Origin of the sequence: Pedobacter indicus (assembly GCF_003449035.1) — a bacterium.
GTDB classification, from domain to species: Bacteria; Bacteroidota; Bacteroidia; order Sphingobacteriales; family Sphingobacteriaceae; genus Albibacterium; species Albibacterium indicum.
Window position 1 is genome coordinate 1,562,955 of the sequence record NZ_QRGB01000001.1, and the last position, 16,221, is coordinate 1,579,175.

13 protein-coding genes and 3 pseudogenes are annotated in these 16,221 nt (G+C 39.4%); 15 read left to right on the forward strand and 1 reads right to left on the reverse strand.

Features of this window, described 5'->3' with window-relative positions; genetic code table 11:
- Nucleotides 1-30 precede the first annotated feature (30 nt).
- The 14 genes and pseudogenes from D3P12_RS07015 (at nucleotide 31) to D3P12_RS07095 (ending at nucleotide 15,465) form a co-directional block, all read left to right on the forward strand.
- A complete protein-coding gene (locus tag D3P12_RS07015; RefSeq protein WP_118194310.1) occupies nucleotides 31-501 on the forward strand; it encodes a JAB domain-containing protein in 471 nt (156 codons plus the stop codon).
- Nucleotides 502-1,505: 1,004 nt separating this feature from the next.
- A pseudogene (locus tag D3P12_RS07025) lies at nucleotides 1,506-2,092 on the forward strand (DUF6577 family protein).
- Nucleotides 2,093-2,213: 121 nt separating this feature from the next.
- Nucleotides 2,214-3,185, forward strand: a complete 972-nt coding sequence (rhuM, locus tag D3P12_RS07030) for a virulence protein RhuM/Fic/DOC family protein (protein ID WP_118194313.1) — start codon at nucleotides 2,214-2,216, stop codon at nucleotides 3,183-3,185.
- 624 nt (nucleotides 3,186-3,809) lie between these two features.
- Nucleotides 3,810-5,045, forward strand: a complete 1,236-nt coding sequence (locus D3P12_RS07035; RefSeq protein WP_118197014.1) for a site-specific integrase — start codon at nucleotides 3,810-3,812, stop codon at nucleotides 5,043-5,045.
- A 47-nt stretch (nucleotides 5,046-5,092) separates the two neighbouring features.
- The gene (locus D3P12_RS07040; protein ID WP_118194314.1) at nucleotides 5,093-6,430 is read left to right on the forward strand and encodes an ATP-binding protein; all 1,338 of its coding nucleotides are present in this window, start codon (nucleotides 5,093-5,095) and stop codon (nucleotides 6,428-6,430) included.
- Nucleotides 6,431-6,610: 180 nt separating this feature from the next.
- Nucleotides 6,611-7,369 carry a hypothetical protein gene (locus D3P12_RS07045; RefSeq protein ID WP_118194315.1) on the forward strand — a complete coding sequence of 253 codons (759 nt, stop codon included), beginning with the start codon at nucleotides 6,611-6,613 and terminating at the stop codon, nucleotides 7,367-7,369.
- 211 nt (nucleotides 7,370-7,580) lie between these two features.
- Nucleotides 7,581-7,859, forward strand: a complete 279-nt coding sequence (locus D3P12_RS07050; RefSeq protein WP_118194316.1) for a helix-turn-helix domain-containing protein — start codon at nucleotides 7,581-7,583, stop codon at nucleotides 7,857-7,859.
- 270 nt (nucleotides 7,860-8,129) lie between these two features.
- On the forward strand, nucleotides 8,130-8,411 hold the full coding sequence (locus tag D3P12_RS07060; protein ID WP_157970278.1) for a plasmid mobilization protein: 282 nt from the start codon (nucleotides 8,130-8,132) through the stop codon (nucleotides 8,409-8,411).
- Entirely contained in the window at nucleotides 8,401-9,372 is a 972-nt protein-coding gene (locus D3P12_RS07065) for a relaxase/mobilization nuclease domain-containing protein (protein WP_118194319.1), read from the forward strand. The genes D3P12_RS07060 and D3P12_RS07065 overlap by 11 nt, the downstream gene beginning before the upstream one ends.
- A gap of 10 nt (nucleotides 9,373-9,382) precedes the next feature.
- A complete protein-coding gene (locus tag D3P12_RS07070; RefSeq protein WP_118194320.1) occupies nucleotides 9,383-10,048 on the forward strand; it encodes a hypothetical protein in 666 nt (221 codons plus the stop codon).
- 449 nt (nucleotides 10,049-10,497) lie between these two features.
- A pseudogene (locus D3P12_RS07080) lies at nucleotides 10,498-10,770 on the forward strand (polysaccharide pyruvyl transferase family protein); the annotation flags it as partial.
- Nucleotides 10,767-11,168, forward strand: coding sequence for a polysaccharide pyruvyl transferase family protein (locus D3P12_RS07085; RefSeq protein ID WP_118194323.1), 402 nt, complete (start codon nucleotides 10,767-10,769; stop codon nucleotides 11,166-11,168). The pseudogene D3P12_RS07080 and the gene D3P12_RS07085, both read left to right, overlap by 4 nt.
- 404 nt (nucleotides 11,169-11,572) lie before the next feature.
- Entirely contained in the window at nucleotides 11,573-12,763 is a 1,191-nt protein-coding gene (locus tag D3P12_RS07090) for an exo-beta-N-acetylmuramidase NamZ family protein (RefSeq protein WP_118194324.1), read from the forward strand.
- 269 nt (nucleotides 12,764-13,032) lie between these two features.
- Complete coding sequence (locus tag D3P12_RS07095; RefSeq protein WP_118194325.1) at nucleotides 13,033-15,465, forward strand: TonB-dependent receptor; 2,433 nt, start codon at nucleotides 13,033-13,035, stop codon at nucleotides 15,463-15,465.
- Nucleotides 15,466-15,481: 16 nt separating this feature from the next.
- Here the strand turns inward: D3P12_RS07095 and D3P12_RS07100 are convergent, their stop codons facing one another.
- A complete protein-coding gene (locus D3P12_RS07100; RefSeq protein WP_157970279.1) occupies nucleotides 15,482-15,757 on the reverse strand; it encodes a sugar-binding protein in 276 nt (91 codons plus the stop codon).
- Nucleotides 15,758-15,789: 32 nt separating this feature from the next.
- Between D3P12_RS07100 and D3P12_RS07105 the strand changes: the two are divergent.
- Nucleotides 15,790-15,972: pseudogene (locus D3P12_RS07105) on the forward strand (IS3 family transposase); the annotation flags it as partial.
- Between the last annotated feature and the right edge of the window lie 249 nt (nucleotides 15,973-16,221).

Below are 16,221 nucleotides of genomic sequence, written 5' to 3' on the forward strand. Positions count from 1 at the left end.
TTAATTTTTTAACTTTTAGATTCCAAGATTATGGCTATTTCAAAAAATCAAATTTCATTGTATCAGGTTTCAGAAATCAACCTAAGTTATCAACCAAAATTTAGAGCAAATGAAAGACCGCAGATATCAAGTTCAAAGGACGCATTTGATGTTCTTTATAACAATTGGGACTTGGGAAAAATTCAGATGCTTGAACAGTTCAAAATTATTTTACTGAATAGAGCTAATAAAGTGATCGGAATATTTCAGGTATCATCAGGTGGAATTTCAGGAACAGTAGCAGATCCCAAACTCATTTTTGCCGTTGCTTTGAAAGCATGTGCTAGCTCAATCGTGCTCAGTCACAATCACCCCTCTGGAAATCTAAAACCCAGTCCACAGGATATTGAGCTAACGAAGAAAATAACAACAGCTGGAAATTATTTGGATATACGAGTGTTAGATCATATTATCATTACTAATGACAGTTATTTCTCATTTGCAGATGAAGGGATGATCTAAAGCATACTTTTTGTCGTCAAGACAATAGAGTCATGAATTGTAGGCAAAACGTAAATTTTATAAACCCCGATCCTATTCTAGTTATATTTTTTTTGTATAAAAAACCAAGGTACATAATGTCTGAGATATTGACTAATTCATTAACTAAATTTACTTTTTTCTGGCCATGACACTAGGGAACAATAAATAACCTTGTTCGACTACTGCTGGGTAATAGAAGGATTTAGTCAACACAGTATTTTGCTCAGGATGTCAAGTAATATAATTTACATGATTCTTAAATGTAAGTGCTCATAAAAAATTAAGATCTTGGCTTTTTCCTCCCGATATTCAACGTCTGATCCTTTCTTGACGCAATCACCAAGGGAATTATGAAACCACAAGACATAAGCTAAAGCTATGTGCTCCTCAATTTCCAATTTATGAGGACGGAGATTTTATATTACTTGGAGATAAGGATCTTCTAAATAAAGAGAGGGATAGTTATTTTAGAGATGCTACAAATAAAGGCTTTGTCCGTTCCTTTGAAGTGTATTCAAAAAGAGAATGGCTGATAAAATGGTGTGAGAGAAAGATAGAAAATGGTTTTGGCTGGTATCTTTTAGAGGATGTAGCACCATTATTATTATTAAGAGAACTTAAAAATGGCAATAGTTATATCCATTTTTTTGATTTGGTCAAAGAATATGGGCTTCAATTGTTGAAAGAGCAAATGGATCAATATAAAACATCGATGACTGAGTATGTGTATAATGGGAAGACTATAAAACATTTATTGATGCTGAGACTGTAAAACTTCAAGAGTATACTGGAGGGGGAAATTTGTGTGAGAGTGTATTGATTAAGAATAGTATAAATTTAAGAAAAGCCATTTTTTGTCATCTATTAAGAAAAGGGGAAGTTCTTGCTGCATCATTCAAACGATCGTTTGGAACTTAGAAGAGATTGAGTATTATGGAAGCGGCTTTCAAGACAAAAAAACTATTTCATGGAGGATACATGATATGAAAACCAAAGGGAACATTTCACATGTCTCCAGAGGATTATATTCCTTAAAATCGAAGACAGAGTTTAAACCAGAAATATCTAATATAGTAAATCAGATAAATAATAAGCTTATTCAAGAGTTCCCTTTTATCCAGTTCTGCTTATGGGAAAGCAAATGGTTTAATGAATTTATGGTGCACCAGCTATTTAAAAATTATATTGTTGTTGAAACAGAAAAAGAGGTGATGGAATCAGTATTCAATTCCTTCTCAGATTTGGATAGCATGACTTATTTGAATCCAGACCGTGATATTTTTGAATTATACATTTCAAGTTATGACGAAGTCATTATTGTCAAGCAGCTCGTTTCTGAAGCCCCAATTAACGTTAACGATCAAGGAATGCATATCGCTTCCCTAGAAAAATTACTGGTAGATATCCTGATTGAAAGAGATCTTTTGCTTCCCAACAGAATGAGCTGGATCATGTTTTTAAATCGGCTTTCGAAAAGTATAACATAAACCGTAGTAAATTGAAACGATATGCAAGACGAAGGAATAGATTAGTTGAATTAGAAAATTACACTTCCAAAATTTTGGCATAAAACATGAGATTGTGCCGATATATTGAAATATTAGTAACTTTCCAATATTTAAGTTAAGGAGGGTAACTAATGTCATTTGTACTCAATTTAATGTGTGAGAGAAGTAAAAAAGAATCTAAATATGGCAACAACAAGTCAAATAGAAATTTATGAAGCGACTGATGGTTCTACTCAAATTGAAGTACAGTTAGAGCAAGGTACTGTTTGGCTTACACAGGCACAAATGGCAGAATTGTTTCATAAAGATGTTCGTACCATAAGTGAACACATACAAAATATCTATTCGTCAGGGGAGCTTTTGTCGGATTCAACTATCCGGAATTTCCGGATAGTTCGCCAAGAAGGTAAAAGGCTTGTTAATAGAAATATTGATCATTATAATTTAGATGTTATCATATCTGTAGGTTACCGAGTTAACTCAAAGCGAGGTACTCAATTCCGTATTTGGGCAAATGACGTTTTAAAAGAATACTTGGTCAAAGGCTATGCCATTAACGAAAAACGTTTAGCCCAGAAAGAACAAGAAGTACAGATTTTAAAAAATGGCATTCAAATATTAGGTAGAGCTATTGAGGAAAAAGCGGGAGAAAACTCATGGCTTAGTATTTTTGCCAAAGGATTAAGTTTACTGGATGATTACGACCATGAACAATTAGATGTGGAAGGATTAACCCAAAAAGAAGCAGTATATCCAAGTTTAGAAGAGTATCAGAACCTCATCTATGAAATGGTAGTTGAGTTTGATTCAGCAGTGTTTGGAAAAGAAAAAGATGATAGTTTTCAAGGTTCTTTAAATCAAATAAAAAAAGGCTTTGGAGAGGACGACTTTTATCCATCTTTGGAAGAAAAAGCAACTATGCTTTTATATTTAATCGTCAAAAACCATTCTTTTGTAGATGGTAATAAACGAATAGCAGCAGCTTGTTTTCTGAAGTTTTTGCAGCAAAATAATATGCTTTTTAATGCTCAGCAAAAACTTATAATCAATAACGACACGTTAGCTAGTTTAACGCTTTTTATCGCTTCAAGTAAACCGGAAGAGATGGAAATCGTAAAACGATTAGTGATTAGCGTGTTAAATAGAAATAAGTAGAAATAGTCGATAGATCATTTGTAAAGTAGGAAAAACCTATGCTAATATCATTAAGGATATTAGCATAGGTTAGGATTAAAATGTCTAATTTTTGTTTTAAAAAGGTCTAGCCTTTTCGAGCTTTACGAAATTTGAAAACAGTCAACTAACGATGGGGAGATAAGGTGGAAATGATTTTCAAGTATCAACAAGATGCGTTATCTTTAACTTTCCAAACGGTTGAGAACTAAAAGGTGACCTTGGTTTGGATTGATCTTGTAATTAATTGATGATAAGTGATTTAGAGTATGGCAGCGGCGTCCTGCCACCCCGACGGAAAAGCCTCCAAAGGCAGTCAAAACCCCTTAAATCGTATGATTTAAGGGGTTTTTCTTTTTTAGTTACCCCAATTTGTTCAAGTAAAGCCAAAGAAAATGGGACCTATTCGGTTACCCATTGTCGTTACCTATCTTTGGGTCCCAGAAAGTGGGTTAAAAATCTGTAAGTCAGTTAATTGTTATCGTTTGTTTTGGTGCTCTTTGTAGCCATTTGGTACCCTGTTCTGGTTTTTTTCTGGGACCCATTGGTCCCAAATGTTCATAAATGAACCCAAATCATGGACATGCAACCTTTAAAATAGTTGATATGAAAACACAGAATTGCACATTTGGAGTAATCTTTTACCTCAAAAAACAAAAGACATCGGCACAGGGTAAGGCACCTATTTGCGCCAGGATAACCGTAAACGGAAAACGTACGGAGATTTCGGTGAAACGCTCCGTTTCCGCCTCCCAATGGGATGTTAAAAAAGGAATGGCAAAAGGTAGCCGGCAGGAAGCAGCGGAACTCAACAGGTTTCTCGACCGTTTCAAGGCCAAGATCATCGACACCTATCAGCAGATGGTATTGGCCGATTCGCCGATCGATGGTCCGGGGATCCGAGATCGTGTCATGGGTACAGCCCAATCGGGACCGACGCTCGTGGGACTGATCGAATACCATAATAAGGAACAGGGGAACAGACTTGCTTTCGGCACGATGAAGAACTACTATACCACGCAAAACTATATCAAAAATTTCCTGAAAGAAAAGTGCAGCCGGACTGATATAGCCCTATCTGAACTGAATTATACATTTATTGCTGATTTCGAAAGCTACCTGCGCACCTATAAACCTAAAGATTACCATAGACCGTTGAATAATAATGGTGTCATGAAGCATATTGAACGGTTGCGAAAGATGGTGAACATGGCTGTTATGGTGGACTGGCTGCCAAAAGACCCTTTTGCCAAGTTCCGGAAACGTTTCGACAAGGTAGAACGGGAATGCCTTACTAAAGGGGAGCTTGATTCGCTTGAAAAGAAGCAGTTCAGGATCGAGCGTCTGCAACACGTACTGGACATGTTCCTTTTCAGCTGCTATACCGGATTGGCGTATATCGATCTTTCCGAACTTACACCTGATCACATTGTTACCGGAATTGACGGAAACCTCTGGATTTCCATGAGCCGGGCAAAAACAGAAACCCGTGTGCGGGTTCCGTTATTGCCAAAAGCGAGAGCCTTGATGGAAAAATACAGCGATGACCCGAGAGCGGTCAGCAACGGTACGGTATTTCCTGTTATTACCAATCAACGGATGAACGGTTACCTAAAAGAGATTGCAGAGATCTGCGGTATCAGCAAGGATCTGACGTTTCACATCGCCCGTCATACCTTTGCCACCACGGTTACCTTGAGTAACGGTGTGCCGATCGAAAGCGTCTCAAAAATGTTGGGACATACCAGCATCCGTACTACGCAGATCTATGCCAAAGTGGTGGAGACGAAATTGAGCGAGGACATGAGCAGATTGCAGGAACGATTGGCGGACACGTTGTAGATAAGCCACTAAAAAATGTATTTTTGTTAACGATACGATAGAAAGATATGCCGGAACAACAAAATATAGAATACAAAGAGTCATGGCGTGACGAATACCTGAAATGGATATGTGGTTTTGCCAATGCGCAAGGAGGTCGTATCTACATTGGTATTGATGATAAAGGAACGGTCACTGGGGTAGGTGACTACAAAAAACTCATGGATGACTTACCAAATAAGATCGTTCAGCAATTGGGGTTGGTGGTGGACATCAACCTTCATAGGGAGGAAGATAAGCATTATGTGGAGATCATCGTGCCGCAGAGCACGGTACCCATTTCCTATCACGGTGTACACCATTACCGTAGTGGGAGTACTAAACAGGAGCTGAAAGGAACGGCATTGCATAATTGGTTATTGAAAAAAAGTGGAAAAAGTTGGGAAGATATTCCCGTCGCTGGTGCTACAGTCGATGATCTGGATAAGGAAACCATACAGTCATTCCTAAAGAAGGCCATCAGTAAAGATCGTATCCCTCCATCAGCTGGTGAAGAAGATATTCTGTTGCTTATGAAACGTTTGAACCTGCTCACAAAGGACGGCGAGTTGACCCATGCTGCCATATTGCTTTTTGGGAAACGGCCTTATGCTCTTTCCCCGACGACCAGTTTTAAGATCGGGAGATTTGGCAAAAGTTCCAGCGACCTGCTGTTTCAGGATGTCATCGAGACCAATCTGCTGACCATGATCGAAAAGGTTATGGAGAAATTAAAAGACCGTTACCTTATCCGACCGATTTCCTATAAAGGTTTAGAACGGATGGAACCATTGGAATACCCCGAGTCTGCTTTGCGTGAGGCTGTATTGAACGCGATCATCCATAAAGATTATTCGAGTACATGGGTCTTTCTTCGTGTTTACGATGACCGCCTTCATTTATGGAACCCAGGCACTTTACCGGAAGAACTGACCGTTGAAGAATTGAAACAAGAGCATTCCTCTTATCCTCGGAACAGGAATATTGCCGGTGTATTTTTCAAGGCTGGATATGTTGAAGCTTGGGGACGTGGAACCAATGATATCATTGAGGCCTGTAAACAAGCTGGACTACCTGAGCCTACTATTGAGGAAAATCAAGGAGGCCTTAGCGTTGTGTTCTTAAAGGATATCTATACAGAGGAGTATTTGCGCAAACTGGATATAAAAGATAGGCAGGTTAAGGCGATCTTGTACATTAAGGAGCATGGTAGTATTACCAATCGTTTGTATCAGGAAATTACGAATATAAGCAAACCGGGAGCAACACTCGACTTGCAAGATCTTGTAGGCAAAGGGCTAATAAATAAGACAGGCACTACAGGAAGAGGCACTCACTACACCCTTGATAGGAATATAAAGGGCTAATAAAGGGCGGAAAGGGCTAATAATCGGCTAATAAAGGGCTCAATGGGCTCAAGCGATATCTAATTAATTATATGTTGTTACATAAGTCAGCTTAAAAGCCGCTGGATTAAGTAAGTTTGTAAGAGACAGTCGCATTTTGACTGTCTCTTTTTTATTTACATGTTCAAAAAGAGATGTACCATGAGAGATACCTATTTCAAGACACGCAGACCTTTCAGACGAAGAGAACACCGATATGATATAGGCAGCCCCGTGGGTTTTTGGAACCACTATGATGATAATCATTTCCTGGCCCAATTATATGAAATCGGCAATAAGGAACAAGGGGCTTATTATGAGTACCATAAAGAACATGCAATCCGTACAGGGAAATGCACGGAGGAAGAGTTTTATGGACACGTGAGGGAGATCGTAGCAGATCACATTGAAGCCATCCGAAAAGAATCATCATTTTCAAAAAAACATGCACAGAATCGGATCAACCTAAAATGCCTGCGAATATTCCGTGACTACCTCATTTCCATCAGCCCTTCTGGATACCGGGACCCTGTGGACATCACCATTACGAGGTATGATTCGGAGATAGCTTCTTTGAAAAAGAAACTTGCTGAAAAGGAAGAAGAGCTCGACAAGCTGAAAAAATACGAGACCGAATATAAGGTCAGAATAACAAAAGGACATTTGAATGCTTTCATCGATATTGTTCATCAATTGCCTGAACTCAGATTGCCGCAGAAGGATGGTATCCGACTTTTGAGTGCATCTACTGAAAGCGTATGGGTGAAAATTATATGCAAATATTTCCAGCACGGCGATGAGGAAATCAACATGGAAACGATAAGAAGTAGGTTCACCTCAAACAAAGAAAGTCCCAGTTCAAAGTATCGTCCAATACGAGAAAAGGAAAAGATTTTTAAGATTTTACCCGTAGAAGATTAGACCTTGTTAAAAAAGGCATTAAGGATCGGTCATCCTTATTGTCATTGATTGTAAAAGCCCAAACGCATTCATTCAAAACTGACCAAACGCCCACAATGGTCATCCTCTGAATAGCTTTAGACTGTTCCTTTGTACCTAAAGCGACCGGATATGTATGCAATGTTTCCAAGTCGTGGATAACATATTATTTAACTAAACAAAGGAGGACAAAATGAATGTTGAGCTTATTACAAGAGCAGATCTTGACCAATTCAAAAAAGATCTGTTGGAGGAAATCAGGAAACACAATCCACATCCAAGAAAGCATGGCGATGAACCAAGGACATGGCTGAAAAGTTATGAAGTGCGGAAAATGCTTGGTATCTCTGCCGGTACGTTGCAGAACCTACGGATAAATGAGACCCTGCCCTTTACCAAGATCGGCGGTCTGATGTATTACCGGTATGAGGATATCCAAAAATTGATGGAAGGGGGAAGCGATGAATCTTGAGAACAAAGCCACCGACCGGAGACATCTTTCCCAAAGCACTTTTCCTATGCCATCTGTAAGGAGCAAGTTTATTTTTTTGCGATGCAAAAAATCGTTCTTCCACGCTCTGTGGAGCGGGGAACGGCAGATACTCCCGTTGGTCGCAATTAGTAAACAAGCGGAGGGGGGACAATGAAAGAACCGTTAAAGGAAAAAGAGATCTTTACCCAAAAGCGTAAACCTGGACGACCGAGAAAAGCCATTACCCGAAGCGGATCGCTGGTCGTTCGGATGACCCCGACCGAGCGATTGGCAATTGTAAGCAAAGCTAATGATGCTGGAATGCCGATGAGCGAATGGTTTCGCTGTGCCGCCAAAGTTGCTGTGATAAGACAGAGGCTTTCAAAAGAGGAAACTAAACACCTACGGACTCTGTCCGGTATGGCCAATAACCTCAACCAATTGACCAAACTGGCACACACGAACGGACTTGTATCGCTGATGGCGGATCTGCGCAGGTTATTGACGACGGTGGAAGAACTTATGGAAAGGATCGGAAGGGATGATCGCTAAGGTAATCACAGGGAAAAGCTTTGGTGGTTGTGTCCGTTACCTCTTAGAACGGGAGCAGTCCATCGTACTGGATTCATCCGGCGTAAGGGATTATGACATCAAAGCCATCATTGCTGATCTGAATGCTCAGCGAAAACTCCGCCCACAGCTTAGCAATGCCGTCGGACATACTGCACTCAGTTGGAGTAATGAGGACCGAGATAAATTGACCGTCGAAAAGATGGTTGAGCACGCAAAGGAGTATATGAATAAAATGGGCATCAAGGATACGCAATACCTGACGGTGCTGCACACGGACAAACAACACCCCCACCTGCATATTGTATACAACCGTGTTGACAACAACGGCAAAACCCTTGACAACTTCAACCATTGGCACAAGAGCAGAAAGATATGCCGGGAAATGACCGAGCGGTACGGCTACCATTTCGGTAAAGGCAAGGCACAGGTAAACCGGCAGGCTTTACGCGGTAATGCTCGAATACGCTATGCCATACACGATGCATTGAAATCCACGTTGGCAAAGGCCAAATCCTGGAAACAGGTGGAAACTTCGCTAAGGGAAAAAGACATCAACATCCACTACAAATATCGTAGCGGAACAAAGGATGTGCAGGGTGTTTCCTTTGAAAAGGATGGGGTGAAATTCAAAGGTTCGGCAATTGACCGCAAATTCAGCTACAACGGAATCGACCGGCAGTTAAAAGAAAACAATCGCTTGGAAATGCAGTTGGCTCCAACACCTAAAAGAGATTTTCTTGCCAAACAGATCAGGGAGGTACTGGGTGTGAACACGGGACAGCAGCACCACCACGATGCATCACATGGTTCCGGTCTCCTCGATATTCTGCTCCAACCAGAATATACCGCACCGGAACCTGATTCTTTGGATGATGCAGAAAAGCGTCGACGGAAAAGGAAAAAACGGAAAAACACACAGTCACGGGGTATCAGTAGATAAATAGAAAAAAATGAAAGAACAGGAAATACAGACCATCTTGAAAGACCAGCAGGATATATTGGTGCATATGAACGAACAATTGCACCGGATCGAACAGCAGAAGCCGGAAACGGGTGAAGATAAAGACTACTCAGCGGAACTTGAGCATATCAGCAGACAATTGGGGCATCTTCTAAAGGATGATACCCTTATAGAATTCAAAGAGTCTATGCATAATAACATTTCCTTCAATCGCAATCTAGTTGCCACTCTGATCGAACGACAGGGGATACAGGAAACGCTCATAAAAGAGATGCCGCAGAAGATGAAAATCGATGTAGAGCATCGGATTACCGGAAATCAGCGACCCTATATTATCGCTGGTGTTACTCTGTTTCTTGTTGTGGTTTTCTCTCTTTTTGCCAGCATTCAGCTTTGGCGGAATAATTCGTCTTTGCACAACAGTGACGTTAAAATACGAGCGGTCAAATTGCTCTATCCAAACGTGTTTTTGGATGTGGATTCGGTATACCATGATAACCCCAAGAAACTGGAGGCCTGGATAGAGCAAGAGGAGGACCGGTTGATTGCTCTCACCAAAGCCGAGGAGGCAGCAAGGCAATCCAAAGAGCAGGCAGAGGTGGCAAGCGAAAGATTGCAACGGTTGAAAGTGAAAAAGAATAGAGATTCAGAATGAACTACAAAATGGTTAGCGCTTAGTACCTTTTAGCATTGACTAGGTTTGCTTATAGTCTTCACAAGTTTTGCGGTACCGGTTTTAACTTATAACCCATAATTTTGTTCATGATTACACTGACCGTTGCATCGCCGGAAACATTCATCTCACCCTCAAGGTCACCCGAGGTCGCATTTGCCGGTGCCAAGGGCGGGCATAGGCGTCATTGAACCGCGGATCACGCCGCCCTTTCGATAGAAGCGACGGATCCATATCCAACTCATCCGCTGCAGCCCTGATGCTGCCTTTCGCATAGGATAACGCGGTCGCCATCCGCTTAAATTGCTCATCAAATACTTTTGGTGTTTTTTCCATAATAACTACTGACTTTTAAAGTTAAAAATTCTACCCGAAAAGTCTCCAGTCAAATGTAGAAACTCCATTATTTTTCTGATCAGCTTTCTGCAAAGCGCATCGTATCCTATGCTGCGAGTATGGGTCCCGACAATTATGATAGGCAACATCCAAGAATTATCATGCAGTTAATGAAAAATTTTCATCGTTTAGGCGTTAGAGATATGAATACCTTTAAATTTGCTGAATCCTTGAACCACAATACACCAACGCTTGTTTTAGATCCAACACTTATTTACAATTTTGATACAGAAGTTAAGGAATTAGAAATTATATTCTTTTTTATTCTGACGGTCTTCTACCTGATGATCGGACTTTGGAAAATATGAAGGTGTTGAGCAGGAATAAGGGATTGAAAACAGTATCTATTGGTAAGAAATTCGATTGGGCGGACCTAAATATTATTTCTCCTTCACCATTCAGTTGGATGGGCTATGTGAAGAATGCTGATTTCATTTTTACCTGTATGTATCACGGTTTGCTGTTTTCAATTAAGTTCAATAAGCAATTTGCTATGTTTTTAATTCCTGAACGAGAAAACAAGTGTCTTGACTTTCTCAAACGTATTGATTTGACTTCTAGGGTAGTTCGAAAAGTTGAAGACATGAACATAGTATTTGGTTCCCAAATAGATTATTCACCGATAAATGATTTTCTTAAAAGAGAGAGGAAGATTTCCGTCTCCTTTTTACTGAGCAGCCTTGATTCGGGTCAGAATATCCACTAAGTGAATCTTTTGAGCGATCTTCTTTATTTGTACACAATGCTCTACGATATGCCTTCTCTATTGACCACCTATGGTTGTTCTTTATCGTGACGTTGCATTTTTTTGTTTTTGGGCAATTGTTATTTTATTAAGGATTAATAGTACTTGATTTGCAATCGATTTGAAAATCGCTGAGTTTAATTTTTAAAGTATATTTTTTCGTGTTTGTGCTTGTTTTTGCGGGTTTAGTAAATATATTATGCGTTTTCTTGTCTATTTTATTTTTTATTCCTAGTTTAATGCCGTGATTTAATGAGCTGTTTATCAGACTTCTTTGGAATATATGTGGTTGCAATGCATTGAATAGAAGTAATTTCACCGGAATTTTGAGATAAAACGATCAGTGATACTAATTATAATAAATTATGAAAAAAAATAAATTTGCTTTCTTTCTTTTTGCGTTCCTGCTACTTTCTAATGCTGCTATTTCACAAATACGCACAGGCGCTGATCGGACCTCTGAATATTTAAGCTATCTTAAAGGTAAAAGTATTGGTATGGTGGTTAATCCTACTTCAAGGATAGGAGACAGGTCAAGTGTGGATAGTCTTGTTTCACTTGGTGTTAACATTGTGAAGGTATTTGGACCTGAGCATGGATTCCGTGGAGATGTTGGTGCCGGCGTGAAAGTTGCTGATGCTATCGACCCGTCCACTGGTGTTAAAATCGTTTCATTGTATGGAAAGACAAATAAGCCTACAAAAGAGATGTTGGCTGATGTCGATTTAATGATTTTTGATATACAGGATATCGGAGTACGGTACTTCACTTATATCGCAACGATGCATCGGGTTATGGAAGCTTGTGCTGAGAACGATGTAGAGCTTTTAATTCTTGACAGGCCAAACCCGAATGGTTATTTTGTGGATGGACCTATATTAGATATGGCTTTTAAATCAGGTATCGGAATGCATCCTGTTCCAATTGTGCATGGGATGACAGTTGGGGAATATGCTCAAATGATCAATGGAGAAGGTTGGTTGGCGAATGGCATTAAGTGCAAAATAAAAATTATTCCAGTTTTGAACTACAGTCATGATATGGAATACGTTCCACCAGTGGACATGTCCCCGAATATAAATACCTATCAGGCCGTTCTGCTGTATCCGTCAACTTGCTTATTTGAAGGAACGGTGCTTAGTGAAGGGCGCGGCACCAAATTTCCTTTTACCGTCATCGGTAGTCCGGCATTGAAGGGAATCTATGACTTTTCATTTACGCCGGTAAGTATTAAAGAAATGAGTGCAACTCCAATTTTTATGGGACAGGAGTGCTTTGGTCTAGATCTGAGACAGGTGGATTTGAAAAAGTTAAGAGAAGCTAAGAAAATAGACCTTTCCTGGTTGATAGAAATGTATAACAATTATCCTGATAAGAAGATTTTTTTTGATTCCAAGCAGAGTAAAGAAATCGTTGTATTTGAGAAGTTGGCAGGTGGAGACGTATTGAGGGAACAGATTGTTGCTGGACTTACTGAGGATGAAATTCGTAAAAGTTGGGAACCCGGTCTGGAAGAGTATAAGAAAATGAGAAGTAAGTATCTGATTTATCCTTAGGATTTTGGATGCAGTAATCAAGCCAACATGAAGTGTACTAACAACAACTATAGACTCAAATCGAGTTTAAGCAATCGAATACTCTGGCTTTATCTTAAACTCGTAAGTGGTATATGGTCAGTCAGTTGTTAGTTTGGAGGATTGTTTCGATAGTTCGATTTAACTGTTCAATTATCACATGTTTATTGAATTTAATGCGTTAATTCTGTCTAATACTAAAATTTTCCGGAACCTCAATTGTTTTTTATATCTTCATTATAAGCGAGCCTATGGCGTCATCTATTACGTTTCGATTTTTATTATTTGGGGCAGTTTTCTTTATGTTCTCAAGTCTTTTTGCTCAGAACATTGTCAAAAATATTTCTGGGAAAGTTGTGGATGATGAAATGGAACCTATCCCTTTGGCGACGGTCATGCTGCATGATATTGATCAAAAGGTGGTTCTCAGCGCTGTCACAGATAGTGTCGGCAAATTCAGTTTTCGGTATGAGGCACCAGGTAGATATTCAATAAAAGTAAAATACCTAGGATACGAAGATTATCAATCTCCTTTTTTTGTATTAGATGATGTCAATTTTAACACCATCAGTCTTTCAATTTTAGAAAATAGTCTCAAAGAGGTAGAGATCAAAGCAAAAGCAAAAATTCTAGAAATTAACGGAGGAACCATTACCTATAATGTTGCCAACACAATTGGAGGACAGGATGTGTCAGCTTTGGAGGCTTTGAAGCGAGCACCGGGGGTATACGTTGAAAATGAAAATAGCATTACCCTAAATGGCAAAAGTGGCGTACAGATTTTATTGGATGGAAGGCAAACTTTTCTCTCCGGCACAGAGCTCACCGATCTCCTGAAGTCACTTTCTTCCAACAATCTCCAGTCAATAGAGATAATTAATAGCCCAACGGCTAAATTTGATGCAACCGGTTCTGCTGGTATAATAAATATCAAAACAAAAAAGAATCAGACAAAGGGCGTCAGTGGAACCATTACCAGCGGGGTCGCTTATGGTGTCAGTCCAAAGCAGAATCAGAATTTTACTTTTGGTTACCGGATTAACAAGATAAACCTATTCGGTAACTACAGCCATACACTTGGCAATTACAATTATCTGTATGGAACCAACCGTGAACAGAATGGAAAATCCTATGACAGCCATACTGATGATATAGACAAACGCCAAAAAATGTCTAGCCAGGTAGGAATGGATTATTTTATTAATGATAAAAACACCATCGGTCTTATGGTAAATGGCAATTTTATTTTTGGGGGCGGTATTACTGATACCAAAACCGATATTAGAACCTTGCCTTCATCTGTGATTGATGAGTCTCTGGAGGCAGTAAATGACTATTATGGACAGGGTACCAGTCGTTACAACTTTAATTTGAATTACAAATATGAAGATACTCTTGGGCATGTTTTGAATATAGATGCTGATTACGGTTTTTTTGATAAATGGAATAAGAATCTTCAATCGAATATCTATAGAGATAATCAAGAAACACTTATTAGCCAGAGTCTGTACCGCACACTCAATGGGATAGATATCAACTTAAAAGGAGTGAAGATCGACTATTCAGCGAATCTATGGCAGGGAAAATTCGAATCGGGCATAAAGTATTCGGTCGTTAACTCTGTGAATGATTCCCGGTTTTATCATGTTGATAAGGGATTGGATAGTCTTGACAATCAGCGTTCAAATAGTTTTCAATTTAATGAACGCATATCGAGTGCCTATGTGGACTATAAACAGACAGTACAAAACTGGTCCTTTCAAGCAGGATTACGGATGGAAATATCCGATTCTAAAGGTCTTCTTTTTTATAGGGAAAATGATATGGAACTGGATAACACGATTAAACGGAATTTTACCAACCTGTTTCCTTTTTTTGCAGTCACCGTAAAGCCCAAGGAGAACCATAATGTTTCTTTTTCTTATGGTAGACGGATTGAAAGACCAGCCTATCAGGATTTGAACCCTTTTGTCTACCTCCTTGATGAATTGTCCTTTTGGCAAGGTAACCCCTTCTTAAATCCGGAGTTGACACAGCGTTTGACCTTGCTGTATTCGTTTAAAAATTCCACGGTAGTGTCTCTGAATTTCGCTTATACAGATGAGTTCAACGCTAGGGTTACAGACACTGTAGATATAGAAAAAATTGTAATGATAAGCAGGAATGTAGGAACTCAAAAACACTGGTCTTTGTCATTGACACAAAATCTTACGCCAAAGCCATGGTGGGATATTACTTTCAACGGCTTGCTTTATTACATTCAAAATAATGTTTCGTTTGATCAGTACAGGAATCTCGATCTGCAACAATTGGCAGGGCGAGTAACCTTGCAGCAGTCATTTCAACTGCCATTTAAGATGAAAGCTGAGGTGTCTGCCAGTTATAATTCCAACAGGTTGAGCGGAGCAAATAATTTTAGCAGAGCAGTCAGTCAGGTGGATCTTGGTCTTCAAAAGACTTTTATTAAGGATAAGGCAACACTAAGATTTGCAGTCAATGATATCTACAAAGGCAATAAGAGCAGATATACCCAAAGCTTTCCTGGCTTTGTCTCGACAAGCTATGGGTACTATGAATCAAGACAGGTCAGGCTTAGTTTTACTTATCGATTCAGCAGTGGTGCCTCGAAAACTCAGCGCACTAGAGATTCAGCCCTCGAGAATGAAAGTGGTAGAATAAAATAATGCACAAAGCTGTTTTTTATTGGAGGGTAACCCTGCCATATACTGATTTGTCTGTCAGTGGATTTCTGCGCGTCTGATCTGCCCATGTCAGTAGGCTCTTTTTTCGAGCCATAGCCCCAGGCATAAATGCTTCATCATCATTATCTATCACATTCAGCTCAAGCCCAAATTGGGTTCCTGCCTTGGGCGTGATCCCAAGAACTTTCCAAGGTATCTTACATTCATATATGTAGCCTTTATTAAAATCCTTAAAAGAAGACTGGATCGTAGAAAGTGGCCCACTATTAACCAATACACTTATCGTATCTGTACCATAGGTTAATTGCAGAAAGCTTCTTCAAGACGTTGAAAACGGAAATGGTATATCACAGAAAATTTAAAACCAGGACACAGGCAAAACTTGAGATATTCGATTACATCGAGGTGTGGTACAACAGAAAAAGAAGACATTCTGCACTCGATTACCAAACCCTCCATCCAGATGGAACAGGTGATGATGAAAAATAAAACAGAAGCTGCCTAAAATGTCTCTACTTTTCTATTGCAATTCCAAAAGGCTATAGGACTTGTCTTAATCCAGAATTTTAAGAACAGCGGATACATTATATATAAAAGAACTGCCATTCCCGCCAATAAAAAAGGCATCCATTCCAAGGAAATGATAGTGTTGATAAAGTTTATCTAGTAACTCTTCTTCAAGTTAAAATTTATTCGTGGACATTTAGAAAAGATAGTTCGCAATTGTGTCTATTTTCA

Coding starts and splice junctions, on each gene's coding strand:
- D3P12_RS07050 (WP_118194316.1), top strand. CDS start 7,581: ATGAATGTTGAGCTTATTACAAGAGCAGATCTTGACCAATTCAAAAAA.
- D3P12_RS07060 (WP_157970278.1), top strand. CDS start 8,130: ATGACCCCGACCGAGCGATTGGCAATTGTAAGCAAAGCTAATGATGCT.
- D3P12_RS07015 (WP_118194310.1), top strand. CDS start 31: ATGGCTATTTCAAAAAATCAAATTTCATTGTATCAGGTTTCAGAAATC.
- D3P12_RS07090 (WP_118194324.1), top strand. CDS start 11,573: ATGAAAAAAAATAAATTTGCTTTCTTTCTTTTTGCGTTCCTGCTACTT.
- D3P12_RS07040 (WP_118194314.1), top strand. CDS start 5,093: ATGCCGGAACAACAAAATATAGAATACAAAGAGTCATGGCGTGACGAA.
- D3P12_RS07085 (WP_118194323.1), top strand. CDS start 10,767: ATGAAGGTGTTGAGCAGGAATAAGGGATTGAAAACAGTATCTATTGGT.
- D3P12_RS07045 (WP_118194315.1), top strand. CDS start 6,611: ATGAGAGATACCTATTTCAAGACACGCAGACCTTTCAGACGAAGAGAA.
- D3P12_RS07095 (WP_118194325.1), top strand. CDS start 13,033: ATGGCGTCATCTATTACGTTTCGATTTTTATTATTTGGGGCAGTTTTC.
- rhuM (WP_118194313.1), top strand. CDS start 2,214: ATGGCAACAACAAGTCAAATAGAAATTTATGAAGCGACTGATGGTTCT.
- D3P12_RS07065 (WP_118194319.1), top strand. CDS start 8,401: ATGATCGCTAAGGTAATCACAGGGAAAAGCTTTGGTGGTTGTGTCCGT.
- D3P12_RS07035 (WP_118197014.1), top strand. CDS start 3,810: ATGAAAACACAGAATTGCACATTTGGAGTAATCTTTTACCTCAAAAAA.
- D3P12_RS07070 (WP_118194320.1), top strand. CDS start 9,383: ATGAAAGAACAGGAAATACAGACCATCTTGAAAGACCAGCAGGATATA.